A 19600-nucleotide genomic window follows, 5' to 3' on the forward strand; every position below is an offset into this window, starting at 1 on the left:
GGCGACAGCAATGCGCTGTCACATAAAGACATCTTTATGTCAATATGTCGAGAGGGTCGGTTAGTTCCATGCAGACGGGGCTGATCGAGGAAGTCGACGCAGCGAGCGCAACTTGCGCTTGAGTTGCTCTGCAAAGGCAGCGATCTCCACCCCGGCCATCCCTGGCCCGTACAAAGTGGCGAAATCCCTGTGTCGGCTGTCTCGCAGGGTTGAATGCAAGGCATTCCTCGACATCATGACCCTCAGCTTCCGCAGTGTGCGCCATTTGCCGAAGGCCGCGAACAGGTGGTCGAGGTTTTCAGAAATGACGGAACGCGTTTCGGGCAGATCGAAATCCTGTTTGGGCGAACTGCCGTTGGTGCCCAGTACGTGAGCTAGCGACGACCAGAAGCGAGCTGTCCCAATGCGGGGGACAAACAGCTCCGCTTGCTCGACCAGAACGCGCAATGCTTCTCGCCGCCGCTTTGCGAAGTGCTGAGTAGCCGGGCCCGTGGCCTGCCACATGGCTTTTATAGCCGAGCTTCCAGCAAAGGAATTTGCGCCGTGTTGACGATAGGCCGACAGCGGAATGTTGATAGTCGCCGACCCGCCCAGCGCATGGCCAAGCATGCAGAAATGCCCGTCGGCAGCCAGCCCGAACATCTGGTCGTCAGCTATCCTGGGCCTTGATAGGTCCAGTGCGGCGCGACGGAACATATTCGCAGTGCCAGGCGACCATGGCCAGCCGCCCTGCCAGGGGTCAAACACCGCCAAGCCTTGCAGGAGATGGTTGAATTTTTGGTCCGACACTTCGGAGAGCCTTGGCACCGCCCATTCGGGGCAGAAGGATGGATCTGACGATGAAGGGCCTAGCCTCGCATCCAGAGACACTATCCCGCCGTCGCCGTCGACTTCGATCACCGAGTTAGAGGTGAAAGCCGCCCTGCCCGCCAGCGCGAGATGCGCCTGGACGTGGGTCGACGCAAAATCGGTGAACACATAGTCGTCCGAATCGACAAAACACACAAAGTCACCACGTGCGGCATGCAATCCTGCGAGGCCGGCAGCCAGCCCGCCGAGGTTCCGATCGAGCCAAGTCGTCCTGAATCGTGGATCGTCGCCTATGGCCGCTTCGATCTCGCTGCGACTGTTGTCGGTCGAGCCGTTGTCGACGACGATGGCTTCGAGTTTGGGGTAGTCCTGGTTGCGAACAGACCTTATCGCCGCGCCGACGAAGCGGCCGTAGTTCCAGTTGCGGATAATGAAGGTCACGAGCGGGTAGGCAACCGGTTCCGGCGCCAGTTCGCTGAGAGCCATGCCACCCAGCGTCAGCCTGGAGTTGACCGAAGAAGTCGGGAGGTCCTGTAGTTTCTTGTGCATGGGTAATCCCTGAAAAGCCGGGCAGGGCAAGGCGTCTGGTCGCGGCGGCACATTGCATCAAGAAGGGGCAATATCAACAACCATTGCGGGAAATAATCGCAAGGCACCCATCCTGATTGCGATTTCGCCCGGCCGGCAGGATGACAGGCAAGACCGAGCTCCGACAAGTGGCTTGTCGCGGTAACAATCTGCTATGGGTTGGCGTCTTCCCTTGGAGGCCGGAGGCTGGATGAGCACATCTGGTTACATGGGCTGGGCGCTGGTCGTGCTGCCGATAGCGCTGCAGGTTTTCTACTGCATCCGCGCGCTGTTGCGTCCGCATCGTGAGCCCGCTTCGCGCCTGGCATGGGTGGTGGTGATCATCGTCGCGCCCATCGTCGGTGTGGCTGCCTACATCCTGTTCGGCAACACCAATGTCGGCCGTCGCCGTATCGCGCGGCTGCGCGATGCGCTGAAGCGCTTGCCTTCGCTTACGGAAATGGGCTTGTCCGAGGGACAGCCGCCGATCCCCGAGCGCTATGCGCCGCTGTTCCGGGTTGGCCAGTCGATCAGCAACTATCCAGCGGTCGGCGGCAACAAGGCGCAACTGATGGCCGATTCCGACAAGGCGATCGATGCGATGGTGGCCGACATCGACGCCGCCACCGACCATGTGCACCTGCTATTCTACATCTGGCTGCCCGACACCAACGGGCTGAAGATGGTCGAAGCGGTCAAGCGCGCGGCGAGGCGCGGCGTGACCTGCCGGGTGATTGTCGACGACATCGGCTCGCGCCTTCTGCTGCGCTCGGAGCACTGGCAGGCGATGGCGGCCGCGAAGGTGAAGCTGGCGCGGGCGCTCCCGGTGGGCAATCCGCTGCTGCGCCCGCTCAAGGGGCGCATCGACATGCGCAATCACCGCAAGATCGCCGTTGTCGACAACCGCGTCACCTATTGTGGCAGCCAGAACTGCGCCGACCCGGCCTTCGCCATCAAGGCAGACTATGCGCCGTGGGTCGATGTGATGATGCGCTTCGAGGGGCCGGTGGTGCGGCAGAACCAGCACCTGTTCGCCAGCGACTGGATGGCCCATGTCAAGGAAGACCTGAGCCCGTTGCTGCGGGCGGTGAACCTGCTTGCCGGCCCCGGTTTCACGGCGCAGGTGGTGGGGACGGGGGCTGCCGTGCGTTATTCGGCCATGCCGGAAATGTTCATCGCCCTGATGAATTCGGCGCGGCGAGAGCTTGTTATCACCACGCCCTACTATGTGCCGGACGAGCCGATCCAGGCGGCGCTTTGTGCCTGCGCCCATCGCGGCGTCGAAACGACAATCGTCTTTCCCCGCCGCAACGATTCTTGGATCGTCGCCGCCGCGAGCCGCAGCTACTATCGCGAGATGCTCGATGCCGGCGTGAACATCCACGAATATGAAGGTGGGCTGCTGCACGCAAAGACGCTGACCGTCGACGGCGAGGTGACGCTGATCGGTTCGGCCAATCTCGACCGGCGCAGTTTTGAGCTGAATTTCGAGAACAACATCCTGCTGCACGATATCAACGTCACTGCTGAGGTGCGGGCGCGGCAGCAGAGCTATATCGAGTCGTCGGTCCCCATCAGCGACCGCATGGTCGCCAAATGGAGCAGGTCGCGCCAGATCTGGAACAACGCCGTCGCCATGCTCGGACCAGTGCTTTAAAGCACTTTGTTCTTAGGCAATTCCAGTCGAAAACTGCTTCACAATTGTCCTGGAATTGCCCTTGGTCAATCCAAGGCGCGGTCGAGGTGGGTGTAGCCGCCGTCGACGAACAGCCACTGGCCGGTGGTGTGGCTGGCCTTGTCGGAGAGCAGGAAGATGATGGTATCGGCGATCTCTTCCGACGTCGTCATGCGCTGCCCGAGCGGGATGCGGCGGGTGATCTCTTCAAGTCGCGCTTCGGGATCGTCGAAGGTCTTCAGCCACTTCTCGTAGAGCGGCGTCATCACCTCTGCCGGAATGACCGCGTTGACGCGGATGCCGTCGCCGCGCAGGGCGGCGGCCCATTCGCGGGTCAGCGACAGCTGCGCGCCCTTGGCGGCGGTATAGCCGCTGGTGCTGCCCTGGCCGGTCAATGCCGTCTTGGACGATACGTTGACGATCGAGCCGCGCGATTCTCTCAGCCACGGCAGGCAGTGGTGGGCTGTGGTGTAGTAGTGGATCAGATTGCGCTCGAGCGACTCGCGGAAGGCGTCCGGGCCGGCCGCGAGATCGATGCCGTCATTGATGCCGGCGTTGTTGACCAGCCCGTCGATGCGGCCGAAGGTTTTTGCTACCTGTTCGACCGCAGTGGCGATCTCCGGGTCGTGCATCAGCTCGATCTGGACGAAGATCGAGCGCGGTGATGCTGCCTTCAGCTTCGCGGCGAAGTCTTCAGCCAGCGGGCTGCGGCCGAAGACGACAGGGATGGCGCCCTCGGCGGCAAGGCCGAGCGTGACCGCGCCGCCGATGCCGGCACCGCCGCCGGTGACGATGACAACCTTGTCCCTAAGGCCGAGCTCCATCGCAGCCTCCGTCAGCCCCTGAACTGAAAATCTTCGAGCGTCGCCGGCTTCATCTCGATGGAGAAGCCGGGTGCCGATGGCGGCATGTAGGCGGCGTTGCGGACAACGCAGGGTTCCTTGAAGTGCTCGTGCAGGTGGTCGACATATTCGACCACGCGGCCCTCGCGGGTTCCGGCAATGCAGACATAGTCGATCATCGACAGGTGCTGGACATATTCGCACAGGCCGACGCCACCGGCATGCGGGCAGACGAGCAGGTTGTACTTTGCTGCCATCAACAGCACGGCAAGGATTTCGTTGACGCCGCCGAGACGGCAGGAATCGATCTGCACCACGTCGATGGCACCGCGCATGATGAACTGCTTGAACATGATGCGGTTCTGGCACATCTCGCCGGTGGCGACCTGAACCGGGGCCACGCTTTCGCGGATCTTGCGGTGGCCCTCGACGTCGTCGGGGTTGGTCGGCTCCTCGATGAACCACGGCTTGGCAAAGGCGAGGTCGCGCACCCAGTCGATGGCCTGGCCGACTTCCCAGACCTGGTTGGCGTCGATCATCAGCTGGCGGTCGGGGCCGAGCACTTCGCGGGCGATGCGCAGGCGCCGGATGTCGTCGGCCTTGTCGCGGCCGACCTTGAGCTTGACGTGGTTGAAGCCGGCGTCGACCGCTTCCTGGCAGAGCCGGCGCAGCTTCTCATCGCCATAACCGAGCCAGCCGGCCGAAGTGGTGTAGCAGGGGTAACCTTCGCGCTCGAGGGTTGCGATGCGCTCGCCCTTGCCGGGGGCCTTTTGGCGCAGCATGGTGAGTGCTTCGTCAGGGGTGATGCAGTCGGTGATGTAGCGGAAGTCGATGCAGCGGACGAGCTCTTCGGGCGTCATTTCGGCAACCAGCTTCCACACCGGCTTGCCCGCCATCTTCGCCCAGATGTCCCAGACGGCGTTGACGACAGCACCCGTGGCCAGGTGGATTGCGCCCTTGTCGGGCCCGATCCAGCGCAGTTGGCTGTCTGAGGTGACATGGCGCCAGAAAGCCCCCATGTTTTCGGTGACCTTGTCCATGTCCAGACCGACGATCAGGTGGCGCATCGCCTCGATCGCCGCGCAGCAGATTTCGTTGCCTCGGCCGATGGTGAAGGTCAGGCCATGACCTTCGATGCCGGGCGTGTCGGTCTTCAGGATGACATAGGCCGCCGAATAATCGGGGTCCGGGTTCATCGCGTCGGAACCGTCGAGATGCTGCGATGTCGGGAAACGCAGGTCGAGCACCCGCATGTCGATGATTCTGGTCATGGTCGTGGGTCCTCTGGGCATGAGCCCGAAAGGCTGTGGACCTTTCGGCTGAGTTCATGCGGCTGAAACGAGAGCGGGATGGCGGCTTGGGGAGGTGCTATCCCGCTCCAATGGTTCAGGCGGCGACGACGCGCTGCCTCTGCGTGCCCAGGCCTTCGATGCCAAGGGTCATCGTCTGGCCTGCTTTGAGATAGACAGGCGGCTTCTGGCCGAGGCCGACGCCGGGCGGTGTGCCGGTGGAGATGACGTCGCCGGCCTGCAAACTCATGAAGCGGCTGAGATAGGCGACCACCTGCCGGACCGAGAAGATCATGGTCTTTGTCGAGCCGTCCTGGAAGCGTTTGCCGTCGACGTCGAGCCACATTTTGAGGTTCTGCGGGTCGGCGACCTCGTCAGCGGTGACCATCCAGGGACCGGTCGGGCCGAAGGTGTCGCAGCCCTTGCCTTTGTCCCAGGTGCCGCCACGCTCGATCTGGAATTCGCGTTCGGAAACGTCGTTGACGACGCAATAGCCGGCGACGTGGCTCATGGCGTCGGCCTCTTCGATGTAACGGCCGGGCTTGCCGATGACGACGCCGAGTTCGACCTCCCAGTCGGTCTTGACCGAATTGCGCGGGATTTCGACGTCGTCGTCGGGACCGACGATGGCCGAGGTCCACTTGTTGAAGACGATGGGTTCGGCGGGGATGGCAGCACCCGTTTCCGCGGCGTGGTCGGCATAGTTGAGACCGATGCAGATGAACTTGCCGATGCGGCCGACACAGGCGCCGAGGCGCAGGTCTTGCTGCGGCGTCCCGGCTACCAACGGCAGCGTCTCGAGGTCGATGCCGCGCAGGCGAGCGAGGCCTTCGGGCGAAAGCACGTCGCCGGCAATGTCATCGACGGTGCCTGAGAGGTCGCGAACGCGGCCGGAGGCGTCGAGCAGGCCTGGCTTTTCATTGCCCTTGGGGCCGTAGCGGAGCAGTTTCATCTGATATCACCTTGGTTGGAAGAGACCGGAGGCGGCGGGCCGCCTCCGGTGGATTGGATGCGTCAGTCGTAGAGGACTGCTGCGATCTCTGGCTTATCGATGTTCGACTTGTCGTAATAGTAGAAGCCGGTGTCGATGTGCTTTTCGACCGCTTCACCCTTGGCCGCCTTCACCGCGGCCTCGACGGTCTTGTAGCCGATGCCGACGGGGTTCTGGGTGATGGCGCCGGCCATCTGGCCGTCGCGGATCGCCGCCTTCTGCTGGGCGCCCGAGTCGTAGCCGATGATGACGAGCTTGCGGCCCAGTTCCTTGGCGCCGTTGACGACGCCGATGGCCGAGCCCTCGTTGGCGCCGAACATGCCCTTGAGGTCGGGGTTGGCCTGCAGGATCGCCTTGGTGATTTCGGTCGACTTGAGATGGTCGCCCTCGCCATATTCGATTGCGACGATCTCGACCTTCGGGTGGGCTTCCTTCATGCGGTTGACGAATCCGTCGCGGCGATCGATGCCGGTGCGGCTGGTCTGGTCGTGGACGACGAGCGCGACCTTGCCTTCGTCGCCGATCAGCTCGGCCATCTTGTCGGCGGCGAGAGCTGCGGCGGCGATGTTGTTGGTCGAGGCGGTGGCCACCGGGATGTCGCTGTCGACACCGGAGTCGAAGGCGACGACAGGGATCTTGGCGTCCTTGGCCTGTTGCAGGAGCGGGATCGCTGCCTGGCTGTCGAGCGCGGCGAAGCCGATGGCTGCCGGCTTCTTGGCAAGGGCTGCCGCCAGCATGTCGATCTGGCGGTCGACCTGCGATTCCGAATCCGGGCCTTCAAAGGTGACGGTGACGCCGAGATCGGCGGCAGCCTTATCTGCGCCGGCCTTCACGGCCTGCCAGAACTGATGCTGGAAGCCCTTGGAGATCAGCGGGATGTACATCTTGTCCTGGGCCAGCGCGAAGCTCGAGCCGTAGCCCAGGATGGCTGCAGCGCTAATGGCGCCGAGCACGGTGCGTCTAGTGAACATGTTTCCTCCTGATGTTCATTTTCGATGCGAATTGCCTGGAGCGTGTTCGCTCTCTTCTTGGTGTTGGCGCAGCAACGGGCTGCGCGAAGCAAGCCTTCCTCAAAGCCTGCGGCGCCGCAGAATGTCGGTGTAGACGGCGAGAATGATGATCGAGCCGGTGACCACGGTCTGCCATTCCTGGGCGACCGAAAGGATGCGCAGGCCATTGGCGAGCACGGAGATGATGAGTGCGCCGATGAGCGTGCCGATGATGGTGCCGCGGCCGCCCGAGAGCGAGGTGCCGCCGATGACGACGGCTGCGATGGCGTCAAGTTCGTAGCCCTGGCCGAGGGCGGGCTGGGCCGAGTTGAGGCGCGAGGCGATGAGCAGGCCGGCGATGCCGCAGATCGAGCCGGCAAGCGCGTAGACGGCGATCTTCCAGCGGTCGGTGTTGACGCCCGAAAGCCTGACCGCTTCCTCGTTCGAACCGAGTGCGAAGGTGAAGCGGCCGAGAATCGTGCGCTCGAGGACGAAGCTCGTCGCGATGGCGACCAGGAACAGGATCAGCACGCCGTTGGGGATGGGCAGGCTTGGGAGGACGGTGCCGATCAACGAGCCTTGCGAGATCTGGGTGAAGCCGGGCGTGTTGTTGAAATAGATCGGCCGCGTACCGGAGATCACCAGCGACAGGCCCTTGAGGATCAGCATAATGCCGAGCGTGGCGATGAAGGGCGGGATCTTGAGCTTGGCGACGAAGGTGCCGGATAGAGTGCCACTGCAGGCGCCCGCGAGGATCGCGGCCAGCACGCCGAGGCCGAGCGGCATGCCCCAGAAGGTCAGCACCACGCCCGCACAGACGGCGCAGAAGGTCATCAGCGTGCCGACCGACAGGTCGATGCCGCCTGTGATGATGACCAGTGTTGCCGCGATCGCCAGCACGCCGTTGACCGACGTCGCCTGCAGGATGGCGATGATGTTGGACGTCTGCATGAAATTGGGCGAGGCAATGGAGAAGACGACGACCAGTGCAATCAGGCTGGCGAAGGCCAGAAGCCGGTGCTGCGCGCCCGAGAAGCGGGCGCCTGTCGAGACGTTCGCGGTCGATGCTGTCGCACTCATTTGGCCTCTCCCTTTGCCGGCTTATTGTTTTGCTCGCCCCTCAAGGTGGCGAGATGCATGATCTCCTCCTGCGAGGCACCGGAAGGCAGGATGCCGGTCAGCCGGCCTTCGCACATGACGGCGATGCGGTGGCTGAGCCTCAGCACTTCGGGCAGCTCGGAGGAGATGACGATGATGGCGCGGCCCTGCTGGGCCAGCGCGTTCAAGAGCTTGTAGATCTCGTTCTTGGCGCCGACGTCGATGCCGCGCGTCGGCTCGTCGAAGATCAGCACCTCGCAGTCGCGCAGCAGCCATTTGGCGATGACGATCTTCTGCTGGTTGCCGCCTGAGAGCAGGCGCACTTCCTGGCGGTCGGACGGCGTCTTGATGGCGAGCTGGTCGATGTAGCGGACGGCGGCCTGCTGCATGGCCGCTTCCCTGAGCAGGCCGCCGGGGCCGGCAAAGCGGGAAAGGCTCGCGAGCACGACGTTGTTGCGCACGTCCATGCCGGTGGCGAGGCCGAAATGCTTGCGATCCTCCGAGAGGTAGCCGATGCCGGCGCGCACCGCGTCCTCGGGCTTGCGGATGTCGATCTTCTTGCCGTGCATGAAGACGTCTCCGTGGTCGCGACGGTCGGCGCCGAAGATGGCGCGCGCCACTTCGGTGCGGCCAGCACCCATCAAGCCGGCGAAGCCGAGGATCTCGCCCTTGCGGACCGAGAAGGAGACGTCGCGGATCTCGCTGCCTCGGCTGATGTTCCTGACCTCGAGCACGACCTCGGAATTGGAATGGTCGGGCACGACTGGGCGTTCGTCCGACAGCGCGCGGCCAACCATCATGGCGATGATCTTTTCGACCGGGGTCTCGGCTGCGGGAACGGTACCGATGTATTCGCCGTCGCGCATGACGGTCGCGCGGTCGGCGATGCGCTTCAGCTCATCCATCTTGTGGGAGATGTAGACGATGCCGACGCCCTCGGCCTTGAGCCTCGCGATGATGGCGAAGAGCTCGTTGATCTCCGCGTCGTTCAGGGCTGCCGTCGGCTCGTCCATGATCAGCACGCGCGAGCGGTAGGACAGCGCCTTGGCGATCTCGACCATCTGCTGGCGAGCGATCGTCAGCCCGCCGACCGGCGTGCGCGGGTCGAGCTTGAGGTGCATCGAGGCAAAGATCTCGGCCGCATCGGCGTTGAGCCTGGCTTCGTCGAGCAACAGGCCGCCGGCCTTGCGCGGCTCACGACCGATGAAGATGTTCTGCGCCGCCGTCAGATGCGGCATCAGATTGAGTTCCTGGTGGATGATGCCAATGCCGAGGTCTTGCGCCTGGCGCGGCGAGTTGATTTCGACCGGCTTGCCGTCGAGCAGGATCTCGCCGCCGTCACGGCGATAGATGCCGGCGAGAATCTTCATCATCGTCGACTTGCCGGCGCCGTTTTCGCCCATCAGCGCATGGACCTCGCCCGGGCGCAGGTCGAGCTGGGCATTGTGCAAGGCGCGCACGCCGGGGAAGGATTTTTCGATGTCCTTCATCGCAACGAGGGCGGTCATGCGCGGCCTCCCTCGATGCCGTAGAAACGGGCTGCTGTGCCGCCGAGGATCGCCGCGCGCTCTGACTGGCCGAGGCCATCGAGCAGGCGGGCGGTGACCTCGTCCCAGAAGGCGAACGGGGCGGCCAGCGTCAGCACCGGCCAGTCCGAGCCCCAGATCAGCCGATCCGGCCCGAACCAGCCGAGCAGGCCGTCGACGGTGGGGCGCAAGGCAGCCACCGCCGCCTCGGGCGTCGACCGGCTTTCGGCCGGCAGTTCGGTCAGCAGGCCCGAGAGCTTGCAGCAGAGATGCGGATGGGCTGACAGTTCGGCCATACCGAGCTTCCACAGTGCGTGGCGCGGGTCATCGGTGGGAGCGGCGAAGGAGGGCTTGGCGGCATGGTCGATGACGACCGGCAGGTCAGGATGCATCTCGACGAAGCGCCGGAGCGACTCGAGATGCTGGGGCAGCACCAGCGCATCGAAACGCAAGCCAAGACGCTTCAGCGCGGCAACGGTTTTTGCGTTCGGGCGGGTGGCGATCCAGTTGACGTCATCAAGATCCTGCAGCATCGGCCGCACGCCTTTGAAAATCGGATTGGCGGCGAAACGTTCGAGGGTGGTTACGCTGTCTGAAGACGACAGGTCGACCCAGCCGACGATGCCGGCGACATCAGTGTCGTCGCGGCCCTGGTCGAGCAGGAACTGCGTTTCGGCTACCGTTGGCGCTGCCTGGACGAGGATGCGCCTGGCGATACCGGCGGCCCGCGCCAACGGGCGCATGTCGACTGCGCCGAAGTCGCGGTAGATCGGGGCGAGATGAGCGGCGTCTGGTGTCAGCCAGCCATAGTCGCCGCGCTTGAGCGCCCAGTAGTGGCAGTGGCCGTCGATCCTTGCGATCATGGCCGCCGCTCCGCCTAAATCGTGACGCCGCCGTCGACCAGGACCGCCTGGCCGGTGACGAAGCGCGACTCGTCGGACAACAGGTAGACGACCAGCGGCGCGATATCGTCGACGGTGGCGAGCCGGCCGATGGGCTGGCGGGCGATAAAGTCCTTCTCGGCCTGCACCGGATCGGCGGCGGCGGCGATGCGGCCGCGCAGCGAGGGGGTGTCGACGGTGCCGGGGCAGAGCGCGTTGCAGCGGACGCCGCGGCGCACATAGTCGGCAGCCATGCCCTTGGTGAAGCCGATCACGGCTGCCTTGGTGGCGCCGTAGAGCAGCCGGTTGGGGAAGCCTTTGATCGATGAGGCCATGGAGGCCATGTTGAGGATCGACACCGCGCCGGTCTCTTGGGCACGTTCGAGCATGCCGGGTAGGAATGCCTTGGTGGTGCGGTACATGCTCTTGACGTTGAGGTCGAAGCTGAAATCCCAGTCTTCGTCGCTGCAGTCCATGATCGTGCCGTTGTGGACGAAGCCGGCGCAGTTGAAGAGCCCGTCGAGCGGGGACTGGCCGGCGGCGAAGCTTGCTACGGCCTTCGCGTCGCGCACATCGAGACGGTGTGCCTCGATGTTCTTGTGCTCGGCCGAAAGCGCTTTGAGCGCGTCATCATTGATGTCGGTGGCAATGACACGGGCGCCCTCATTGGCGCAGGCCAGCGCGCTGGCGCGGCCGATGCCCTGGGCAGCGGCGGAAATGAAAATGCGTTTCCCGCTTAGTCGCATAACCGTCGCTCCTCCCAGCAAACTGCTTGCGCTTCTGTCTATATACGAACATACTATTCATAAATGAACCGGCCTTGCAATGGGGAATCGTGAAGCCGGTCGACCGGGAGGATTTCGCGTCATGCCAAAAGGGCCGGCAAAGACCGCCAACAGCGTGGACAAGGACGAGCGCTACCGCGCGCCGGCACTGGACAAGGGGCTCGACATTCTCGAGCTGCTGTCGGAGCAGCCGGGTGGCCTGACCCGCGCCGAGATCGGCGAGGCGATGGGGCGCGGACCGAGCGAGGTCTATCGCATGCTCGAACGCCTGGTGGCGCGCGATTTCGTCAGCCGCTCGCCCGAGGGCGATCGCTACGCGCTGACGATGAAGCTGTTCATCCTCGCCCACCGCCACCCGCCGGTGCGCCGTCTGGTGGCCCGCGCCCAGCCGCTGATGGATGCGTTCTCGATCGCCGCCGGCCAGTCATGCCATCTGGTGGCGCCCGACCGTGACGCGGCGCTCGTGGTGGCGCATGCCAGCCCGCCCGGCAACTGGGAATTCGGCATCCGCATCGGCGCTCACATCGATCTTCTGACCACCAGCTCAGGGCACATCCTGCTGGCCTTCCAGGACGAGCATTCGCAATCCGAGGCGGCTGCGCGCTGGGAGGGGACTGCGATGGCCGAAGCGCGGGAAAAGCTGGAGCCGGTGCTGAAGGCCTATCACGAGACGGGCCACCGTGTTGGGCCGAGCCAGCAGATGCGGGCCATCGAGGACATCTCGGTGCCAATCCTGTCGTCCGACGGATTTGCCATCGCGGTGCTGACCTGTCCCTACATACAACGACTTGATGACCGGCAGGCCGATATCGATCAGACGCTGGTGCTGCTCAAGGATGTGGCGGCGAAGCTGTCGCTGTCGTAGGCAGGCAGGGGCTTTAGCTCTGAGCATCGGAGAGTTCTGCGCAACCCATCACCCTCACCCGTAAGGACGGAGAGAAGGTGCCGGCAGGCGAATGAGGGACGGCTGCGCCCCCTTCAAGGGAATTGCTGGCCTTGTGCCAATGAGGGTGGACTTCACGCCCCCGGCGGCACGACGCCCTTGCGCACGGCGAAGTCGGCGTAGAAGCGGCGTTCCTGGGTCTGGATGACTGCGTAGGCTTTCTTGGCGCGCTCGTAGAAGGCGAAGCGTTCGATGCCGACCATCTTCGTGGCCGTGCCCGCGATCAGCTTGCCGACCTCGCGCTGGACCTCGGGGATTTCGTCCGGCTTGCCAACCACTTCCATGCGGCCGAAGGCGTCGTCGACGAAGGTGTCGACCGGCATCACCGACAGCACCGCCTTCATGACGCTGACGATGTCGCCATCGATGCGCAGCGGCCGGCCAAAGACGGTCTGCCTGGCCATCGCGTCGGCCGGAAAATTGGCGTCGGCAATGATCAGGTCGTCGCCGTGCCCCATGGCGCGGAGCACGTAGAGGACGTCGGGGCCGAGCAGCGGGTCGATGCCAAGGAGCATTTTTTCACCTGTGCGGTTGAGGATGCGGAGCGGCTGCCCCTGCACTCCAGAATTGCAGGCCCAGAATTGCAGGCAAGTGAGGCCGCGCGCAAGCCGCCCGTTCTTGCGTTTCCTTCGGGCGGGAAACGGCTCCCGTCGCCCCGGAATCGCCTACGCGCCGCGCACAAAACCTTCGGAGGCGACGAGCAGGTTGCGCGTGTAGTCCTGCGCCACGTTGCGCGTGGCGAGGTCGCCGGCCTGCAGCCGCTCGACCTCCTGGCCGCCCTGCATGACCATCAGGCGTTCGCACATATGGGTGATGACGCCAAGATCATGGCTGACCATGATGAAGGTGAGCTTGCGGTCGCGGCGCACCTGTTCGAGCAGGTTAAGCACTTCGGCCTGGACCGAGGCGTCGAGGGCCGAGGTCGGCTCGTCGAGCAGCAGGATCGACGGTTCGAGGATCAGCGCACGGGCAATGGCGACGCGCTGGCGCTGGCCGCCCGACAGCTGGTGCGAATAGCGGAACCGGAAACTCGAACCGAGGCCGACCTCGTCGAGGGCGCGCAGGATGCGTTTTTCGGTGTCTCCGAAGCCATGGATGTCGAGCGGCTCCAGCAGCAGCCGGTCGACCGTCTGACGCGGATGCAGCGAGCCGTAAGGGTCCTGGAACACCATCTGGACCTGGCGGTAGAACGTCTTGTCCCTGACCTTGCCGAGGCGCTGGCCGGAGACGTCGATGGTGCCGCCGGAGACGGGCGCGAGGCCGGCCACGGCGCGCAGAAGCGTCGACTTGCCCGAGCCGGATTCGCCGACCAGGCCGAAGGATTCGCCTGCGTTGACGGTGAGGCTGACATCCCTCAGGGCGATGAAGTCGTCATAGACGACGCGCAGTCTGTCGATTGAGAGGGCATGGGTCACAGCATCCACTCCGGCTTGCGGTCGAGCACCGGCAGCGGATGCCTGTTCGCGCCAATCCTGGGCATGCAGTTGAGCAGGCCTTGCGTATAGGGGTGTTGGGCCTGCGACAGCTCCGAGGCCTTGAGCTCCTCGACGATCTTGCCGGCATACATGACGATGACGCGGTCGCAGAAGGTCGAGACCAGGCGCAGGTCATGCGAGATGAAGACCAGGCCCATGCCGCGGTCGATGACGAGGCGGTCGAGGATGCGCAGAATGTCGAGCTGGACGGTGACGTCGAGCGCCGAGGTCGGCTCATCGGCGATCAGAAGTTCAGGGCCGGCGATCAGCATCATGGCGATCATGGCGCGCTGGCCCATGCCGCCTGAGACTTCGTGCGGATAGAGATCGAAGACACGCTTGGGATCGCGGATCTGGACCGCAGCCAGCATGTCGAGCGCCTTGTAGCGCGCCTCCGACGTCGAGACCCGCTCATGTGTCTTCAGCGTTTCGACGATCTGGCGGCCGATGGTCATGACCGGATCGAGTGAATATTTCGGATCCTGCAGGATCATGGCGACGCGCTTGCCGCGCAGCGCCCGCCGCTCGCCGGCCGAGGCCTTGAGCAGGTCGATGCCGCTGAACTCCAGCCGCTGTGCCGAGATATGGGCATGCTCTGGCGTGAGTCCCATGATGGCGCGGCCGGTCTGTGACTTGCCGGAACCCGACTCGCCGACGATGCCCAGGCGTTCCTGGCCGAGCGAGAAGGTGACGCCGCGCACCGCCTGCACCGTGCCGGAGCGGGTGGGGAATTGGACGCGCAGGTCCTCGACGTGGAGCAGGTCGCTCATTGGCCGCTGCTCCGGGGATCGAGGGCGTCGCGCAGGCCGTCGCCGAGCAGGTTGAAACCGAGGCTGACGATGAGGATGGCGGCACCGGGTGCGGCGGCAACCCACCACTGGTCGAGGATGAAGCGACGACCAGACGCGATCATCGCACCCCATTCGGGCAGCGGCGGCTGGGCGCCTAGGCCGAGGAAGCCGAGACCGGCGGCAGTTAGGATGATGCCCGCCATGTCGAGCGTGACGCGCACGATCAGCGAGGAGATGCAGAGCGGCATGATGTGGCGCAGCACGATGCGCATCGGCGAGGCGCCCATCAGCTTGACGGCGGCGATGTAGTCGGAGTTGCGCACGGTCAGCGTTTCGGCACGTGCAATGCGCGCATAGGGCGGCCATGACGTCAGCGCGATGGCGATGATGGCGTTGCCGATGCCGGGTCCGAGGGCCGCGACGAAGGCCAGCGCCAGCACCAGCTTGGGGAAGGCGAGGAAGATGTCGGTGATGCGCATCAGCACCGCGTCGACCCAGCCGCCGGCATAGCCGGCGACCGTGCCGACCAGCAGGCCGATGGGGGCGGCGATGACGGCGACCAGCACCACCACCTGCAGCGTCAGGCGCGAACCGTAGATCAGGCGCGAGAGGATGTCGCGGCCCTGGTCGTCGGTGCCGAGCCAGTAGGTAGAGCTCGGTGGCAGCAGGCGGGCGTTCTTGAGGTCGCCGATGTAGGGCGAATAGGGCGCCAGCAGCGGCGCGAAGGCCGCCACGAACAGCAGGCCGAAGATCATCAGCATGCCGATGAGAGCCAGCTTGTTGGCCGCAAAGCGCTGCCAGGTGAGATAGGCGCGGCCAAGTCGGGCTTGCGTCCGCGATTGCGGCCGGTCGGTGAGAAGCCATTCGCGGCGGGTCATAGCGGTGTCACTCATCGGATGCGCGTCCTCGGGTCGAGCATGCGGTAGAGCAGGTCCGACAGCAGGTTGATGCCGATGAAGACCGAACCGATGACGATAGTGCCGCCGAGCACCGCGTTCATGTCGGCATTCTGCAGCGAGTTGGTGATGTAGAGGCCTAGGCCGGGCCAGGCGAAGACCGTCTCGGTCAGCACCGAGCCTTCGAGCAGGCCGGCATAAGAAAGCGCAATGACTGTCACCAGCGGCACGGCGGCGTTGCGCAGCGCGTGGCCCCAGATGATGCGGCGCTCGGACAGGCCCTTGGCGCGCGCTGCGACGATGTACTCCTGGCTCAGCTCGTTCAGCATGAAGGAGCGCGTCATGCGGCTGATATAAGCGAGCGAGAAATAGCCAAGCAGCGAGGCCGGCAGGATGATGTGGGCGAAGATATCCTTGAAGGCGGTCCAGTCGCGATTGAGCATCGCGTCGAGCAGGAAGAAGCCGGTGATCGGGGTGAAGGTGTATTCGAACACCACGTCGATGCGGCCGGGGCCGGCAGTCCAGCCGAGGCGCGCGTAGAACACCAACAGCGCCAGGAGGCCGAGCCAGAAGATCGGCACCGAATAGCCGATGAGGCCGATGATGCGGACGATCTGGTCGGCGAGGCTGTCGCGCTTGACCGCGGCCAGCACGCCGAGCGGAATGCCGACGGCAGCACCGATGATCGTGCCGAGGGTGGCGAGTTCCATCGTTGCCGGAAAGACGCGGCGGATGTCGGCCATGACGGGATTTGTGGTCAGCACCGAAGTGCCGAAATCCCCTGACAGCACGCCTTTCACGTAGAGATAGAACTGCTGGTAGTAGGGCAGGTTGAAACCCATCTCGATGCGCGTGCGCTCGACGACATGCGCCGGCGCGCGGTCGCCGACGATGGCGAGCACGGGATCGATGGGCACGACGCGGCCGATGAAGAAGGTCACGGCGAGAAGACCGAGATAGGTGGTGCCAACGATCACCAGGAAACTGGCGACCGCCTTGAGAATGGCGGAGGCGCGCCGGTTGGCGCGCCTCGCTGGCGTCTGTGTGTCAGCGGTGCTCAATGGTCAGATCCTTTTGCGCACGACCCCCTGAGGTCGGAGGTCATGCGCAGACTCGCATGGTTACAGCGGTGCTTGGCGCGCCCTGAGGACGCGCCGTCGCGAAGGATCATTCCTTGGTCACGGGAGCGACGAAATTCGAGTCGAAATTCGGCCCGAGCTTGTAGTTCTTGACGTTGCCGCGCAGGCCGGCGACCTCGGTCTGCTGGAAGACGAGGACGAACGGGCTGGTGTCGAGGGCTGCCTGCTGCAGTTCCTTGTACATCGTGGCGCGCTTATCGTTGTCGCGCTCAAGCAAGGCGGCCTTGGTCTTCTCGGTCAGCTCCGGCACGTCCCAGGCGTTGCGCCAGGCCAGCGTCTTCACCGTCCCGTCGTCGGCATTGTTCGGGTTGGAGGTGAAGGTCTCGGCGTTGGAGTTCGGATCCCAATAATCCATGCCCCACTGACCGATATACATGTCGTGGTTGCGGGCGCGGTACTTGGTCAGCGTCTGCTTGCCGTCGCCGGGGATGATCTCGAGCTTGATGCCGGCCTGGCCGACGGTCTGCTGGAAGGACTCGGCGATGCCGGTCACCGGTTGGGTGTTGCGTACGTCCATGGTGACGGTGAAGCCGTCCTTCAGCCCTGCCTTTTCGAGCAGTTCCTTGGCCTTGGCGACGTCGAATGTGAAGGGGTTGGAGTCGAGTGCGCCGAGCACGCCCTTGGCCTGGTAGGTCTGGCGGATCTCGCCGATGCCCTTGATCAGGGTCGAACCAATGGCGTCGTAGTCGACCAGATACTTCAACGCTTGGCGCACTTCGGGCTTCGCCAGGTTCGGGTTCTTCTGGTTCATGCTGATGTAGTAGACCGTGCCCTTGGGCGCGCTGGTGGTGGTCAGGTCGGCCTTCTTGGAGATGGCTTCGAGATCGCCCGGCTCGAGATTGCGGGCCACGTCGATGTCGCCGGCCTCAAGCATCAGGCGCTGCGTCGCGCTTTCCTTGACGTGACGATAGATGACGCGGGCAAGGGCTGCCTTTTCGCCGTAATAGTTGTCGTTGCGTTCGAGGACGAGGATCTCGTTGGCGCGCCAGTCGCGGATCTTGAACGGACCCGAGCCGGCATAGCCGGTCTTCAGCCAGCCGTTGCCGAAGTCGTTGTCGAACTTGTAGTCGTCGGTCGGCGTGACCGGAGCGACGTGCTCGAGCACCAGCTTGCTGTCCATGACGGCGCCGACGGTGGCGGTCAGGCAGTTCAGCACGAAGGACGGCGCGTAGGACTTGTCGACGGTGAAGACGAAGGTGTTGTCGTCGGCGGCCTTGGCCTTTTCGGTGACGTTGTCCTTGGTCAGGCCGAACTGGGTGAGAATGAAGGCCGGGCTCTTGTCGAGCTTGACGACGCGCTCGAACGACCAGGCGACGTCCTTGGCAGTGATCGGGTTGCCCGAGGCGAACTTCAGGCCTGGCTTGAGCTTGAAGGTGTAGGTCAGGCCGTCGTCGGAGACGGTCCAGCTTTCAGCGACGCCGGGACGTACCTTGGTGGTGTCGTTGATGTCGAGACGCACCAGCATGTCATAGGCGTTGCCAAGGAATTCGGCCGGGCTGAGTTCGAAGGACTCGGCCGGGTCGAGCGTGATGGTGTCGTCGATGGCCCAGGCCTGGACCAGCGTGTCGGCAGGCGTGACGGCCAGTGCCGGCGCGGAAAGCGCCATGACCGACAGGGCTGCGCCAGCAAGCATCAGACGGAAGTGCCCGTTCATTTTTCCGATAAACATGTCTTTCAGTTCCCCAAGTTGACGAAGTGTTTTTGTCGTTACGCCGCTTCATGCCAGGCCGAGCGCAGAACCCTCAGCCAGTTGTCGCGGCAGATTTTCTTAAGGTCGGCGTCACCGTAACCTGCACCAGAGAGGGCGGCAACGAGCTTCTGCAGGCCGGCGGCGTCGCCGATCTCGGCCGGAATGGTGGCGCCGTCGAAGTCGGAGCCAAGCGCCACGCAGTCGATGCCCATGCGCTCGACCATATAGTCGATGTGGCGGATCATGTCGGAGAGCGGGGTGTCGGCGCTCTTGGCGCCATCCTCGCGCAGCATGGTGACGGCGAAGTTCAGGCCCACCACGCCCTTGCTCTCCTTGACCGCGTCGAACTGCTTGTCGGTCAGGTTGCGGCTGATCGGCGTCAGCGCATGCACGTTGGAGTGGCTGACGATCAGCGGCTTGTCCGAGAGCTTGGCGACATCCCAGAAACCCTTTTCGGTGATGTGTGCGAGGTCGATGGCGATGCCGATGCGGTTGCATTCCTTGACCAGCCGCTTGCCGGCTTCGGTTAGGCCGGGGCCGGTGTCGGGGCTCGATGGGAAGGCGAAGGGCACGCCATGGCCGAAGACGGTGTTGCGGCTCCACACCGGGCCGAGTGAGCGCAGGCCGGCGGCGTAGAACACGTCGAGTGCCGCGAGATCGGCGTCGATCGGCTCGCAGCCTTCCATGTGCAGCACGGCGGCAAACTTGCCTTCGGCTTCGGCCGCCTCGATGTCTTTGGCGTTGCGGCAGATCTTCCAGCCGCCGGCGCGCTCGACGCGGAAAGCAATCGAGGCCATGTCGAGCGCGATGTCGAGCGACGGCGCGCGCTCTAGCGGCTTGCATAGAGGAATGGCATAGTGGCCGTTCTCGTCACGTACTTCGTCGGGCATGCTGGCGGAGGTGATGTAGATGGCGCAGAGACCGCCAGCTAGGCCGCCTTTTGCGGCGCGCGGCATGTCGATGTGGCCCTGATGGGTGCCCTCGATGAACTCGGACACTGGATCGGCGCCCTTGGCGGCATTCTGCCACAACCGGAAAAGCACGTCGTTGTGACCGTCGAAAACTGCCTGCATTACCCACTCCTGTCAGTGGGGGGCAGTTGAAGGATGACAGGCCGGGCGAGTCAACATACCGAAAGGCGTGCCTCCAGGCCCGAAACCCCGGTTCCGCTGGGGAATGCATGCCCAGGACCAACACTAACCCATGCCTGGAC

The 19600-nt window shown here is 64.2% G+C and carries 18 protein-coding genes; 2 read left to right on the forward strand and 16 right to left on the reverse strand.

Annotated elements, in window-relative coordinates; all coding sequences use genetic code 11:
• Window positions 1-60 precede the first annotated feature (60 nt).
• Window positions 61-1359: a glycosyltransferase family 2 protein gene (locus tag NDO48_RS07325; RefSeq protein ID WP_267321230.1), complete on the reverse strand. Its 1299-nt coding sequence runs from the start codon at window positions 1357-1359 to the stop codon at window positions 61-63.
• Window positions 1360-1588: 229 nt separating this feature from the next.
• Between NDO48_RS07325 and cls the strand changes: the two genes are divergently transcribed.
• Entirely contained in the window at window positions 1589-3034 is a 1446-nt protein-coding gene (cls, locus tag NDO48_RS07330; protein WP_267321231.1) for a cardiolipin synthase, read from the forward strand.
• A 65-nt stretch (window positions 3035-3099) separates the two neighbouring features.
• On the opposite strand, the gene NDO48_RS07335 is transcribed toward cls, so the two are convergent.
• The 8 genes from NDO48_RS07335 to NDO48_RS07370 form a co-directional block, all read right to left on the reverse strand.
• Window positions 3100-3876 (reverse strand): SDR family oxidoreductase, encoded by a 777-nt coding sequence (locus tag NDO48_RS07335; RefSeq protein ID WP_267321232.1) that lies wholly within the window; start codon window positions 3874-3876, stop codon window positions 3100-3102.
• 11 nt (window positions 3877-3887) lie between these two features.
• Window positions 3888-5165 carry an L-fuconate dehydratase gene (locus NDO48_RS07340; protein WP_267321233.1) on the reverse strand — a complete coding sequence of 426 codons (1278 nt, stop codon included), beginning with the start codon at window positions 5163-5165 and terminating at the stop codon, window positions 3888-3890.
• A 115-nt stretch (window positions 5166-5280) separates the two neighbouring features.
• Entirely contained in the window at window positions 5281-6135 is an 855-nt protein-coding gene (locus tag NDO48_RS07345) for a fumarylacetoacetate hydrolase family protein (RefSeq protein WP_267321234.1), read from the reverse strand.
• Window positions 6136-6197: 62 nt separating this feature from the next.
• A complete protein-coding gene (locus NDO48_RS07350; protein ID WP_018430404.1) occupies window positions 6198-7145 on the reverse strand; it encodes an ABC transporter substrate-binding protein in 948 nt (315 codons plus the stop codon).
• Between the two features lie 99 nt (window positions 7146-7244).
• Window positions 7245-8243 (reverse strand): ABC transporter permease, encoded by a 999-nt coding sequence (locus NDO48_RS07355; protein WP_267321235.1) that lies wholly within the window; start codon window positions 8241-8243, stop codon window positions 7245-7247.
• Window positions 8240-9769, reverse strand: a complete 1530-nt coding sequence (locus NDO48_RS07360) for a sugar ABC transporter ATP-binding protein (protein WP_267321236.1) — start codon at window positions 9767-9769, stop codon at window positions 8240-8242. Before NDO48_RS07360 ends, NDO48_RS07355 begins: the two co-directional genes overlap by 4 nt.
• On the reverse strand, window positions 9766-10650 hold the full coding sequence (locus NDO48_RS07365) for an amidohydrolase family protein (RefSeq protein WP_267321237.1): 885 nt from the start codon (window positions 10648-10650) through the stop codon (window positions 9766-9768). Before NDO48_RS07365 ends, NDO48_RS07360 begins: the two co-directional genes overlap by 4 nt.
• Before the next feature lie 14 nt (window positions 10651-10664).
• Window positions 10665-11414 (reverse strand): SDR family oxidoreductase, encoded by a 750-nt coding sequence (locus NDO48_RS07370; RefSeq protein WP_267321238.1) that lies wholly within the window; start codon window positions 11412-11414, stop codon window positions 10665-10667.
• A gap of 121 nt (window positions 11415-11535) precedes the next feature.
• Here NDO48_RS07370 and NDO48_RS07375 point away from each other — a divergent pair, with 121 nt between their 5' ends.
• A complete protein-coding gene (locus tag NDO48_RS07375) occupies window positions 11536-12318 on the forward strand; it encodes an IclR family transcriptional regulator (RefSeq protein ID WP_267321239.1) in 783 nt (260 codons plus the stop codon).
• Between the two features lie 152 nt (window positions 12319-12470).
• Here the strand turns inward: NDO48_RS07375 and NDO48_RS07380 are convergent, their stop codons facing one another.
• The 7 genes from NDO48_RS07380 to NDO48_RS07410 form a co-directional block, all read right to left on the reverse strand.
• Window positions 12471-12911, reverse strand: a complete 441-nt coding sequence (locus tag NDO48_RS07380) for an RbsD/FucU family protein (RefSeq protein WP_267321240.1) — start codon at window positions 12909-12911, stop codon at window positions 12471-12473.
• Between the two features lie 150 nt (window positions 12912-13061).
• Window positions 13062-13811 carry an ABC transporter ATP-binding protein gene (locus tag NDO48_RS07385; protein ID WP_267321241.1) on the reverse strand — a complete coding sequence of 250 codons (750 nt, stop codon included), beginning with the start codon at window positions 13809-13811 and terminating at the stop codon, window positions 13062-13064.
• Window positions 13808-14641 carry an ABC transporter ATP-binding protein gene (locus tag NDO48_RS07390; RefSeq protein WP_267321242.1) on the reverse strand — a complete coding sequence of 278 codons (834 nt, stop codon included), beginning with the start codon at window positions 14639-14641 and terminating at the stop codon, window positions 13808-13810. The genes NDO48_RS07385 and NDO48_RS07390 overlap by 4 nt, the downstream gene beginning before the upstream one ends.
• Window positions 14638-15555 (reverse strand): nickel transporter permease, encoded by a 918-nt coding sequence (gene nikC / locus NDO48_RS07395; RefSeq protein ID WP_026227681.1) that lies wholly within the window; start codon window positions 15553-15555, stop codon window positions 14638-14640. Before nikC ends, NDO48_RS07390 begins: the two co-directional genes overlap by 4 nt.
• Window positions 15552-16562: an ABC transporter permease gene (locus tag NDO48_RS07400; protein ID WP_085941135.1), complete on the reverse strand. Its 1011-nt coding sequence runs from the start codon at window positions 16560-16562 to the stop codon at window positions 15552-15554. Before NDO48_RS07400 ends, nikC begins: the two co-directional genes overlap by 4 nt.
• Before the next feature lie 163 nt (window positions 16563-16725).
• Window positions 16726-18366, reverse strand: coding sequence for an ABC transporter substrate-binding protein (locus NDO48_RS07405; RefSeq protein ID WP_026227680.1), 1641 nt, complete (start codon window positions 18364-18366; stop codon window positions 16726-16728).
• A gap of 38 nt (window positions 18367-18404) precedes the next feature.
• Window positions 18405-19460, reverse strand: a complete 1056-nt coding sequence (locus NDO48_RS07410) for a dipeptidase (RefSeq protein WP_018430392.1) — start codon at window positions 19458-19460, stop codon at window positions 18405-18407.
• Between the last annotated feature and the right edge of the window lie 140 nt (window positions 19461-19600).

It is taken from the genome of Aminobacter sp. MET-1 (assembly GCF_026521175.1).
In the GTDB taxonomy this organism is placed as follows: domain Bacteria; phylum Pseudomonadota; class Alphaproteobacteria; order Rhizobiales; family Rhizobiaceae; genus Aminobacter.